The organism is Acidocella sp. MX-AZ02, from assembly GCF_000306035.1.
Taxonomy (GTDB): Bacteria; Pseudomonadota; Alphaproteobacteria; order Acetobacterales; family Acetobacteraceae; genus Acidocella; species Acidocella facilis.
On record NZ_JH976263.1, the window covers coordinates 1 to 609 of the forward strand.

Genomic DNA, 609 nt, shown 5'->3' on the forward strand with positions numbered 1-609 from the left:
CTGCGCACCCAGCAGGCGCAGCTTGCCTCCCAGGTGAAGTCGCTCGCCAGCGAATACGGTCCCGCCTATCCGGCGCTGGTGACGGCGCGCGCGCAATTATCCGCCGTCACCGCGCAGATCGACGCGGAGGCGGGCGCGAGATGCAGGCGGCCCGCGCCGATGTCGCCGCCGACGAGGCCCAGGTGCGGACGCTGCAGGCGGCCCTGGCCCATATCCGCATCGCCAGCCAGACCGAGGATGAGGAGAGTGCCCCGGTCCGGGCTCTGGAGCAGCGCGCCGAGGCCGGGCGGGACATGTTGCGGGCGATGACCCTGCAGGCCGGGCAGCTGGCGCAAGATGCCTCGCTGACCCGGCCGGAGGCGCGCATCCTGTCCATGGCGGCGGTGCCGGCGCGGCCGGAGTCCAAGCATTATGCCATGGTGCTCAGCGCCGCGACGGTGCTGGGGCTGTGCCTGGGGGTGCTGCTGGCGGGCTTGCGCGATACGCTGGACCGCTCGCTGCGCTCCGGCAATGAAGTGCGCGCGGCGCTGGGGGTGAGCTGCCACGGGCTGCTGCCGGTCGCAGCCAGGCCGGAGGAGCGCGCCATCACCGCGCCGCTCTCGCTCTATT

Annotated in this window: 1 pseudogene; it reads left to right on the forward strand. The window is 73.1% G+C overall.

Annotated features, from left to right (window positions below):
* Positions 1-140: 140 nt before the first annotated feature.
* Positions 141-609: pseudogene (locus MXAZACID_RS17450) on the forward strand (protein tyrosine kinase); the annotation flags it as partial.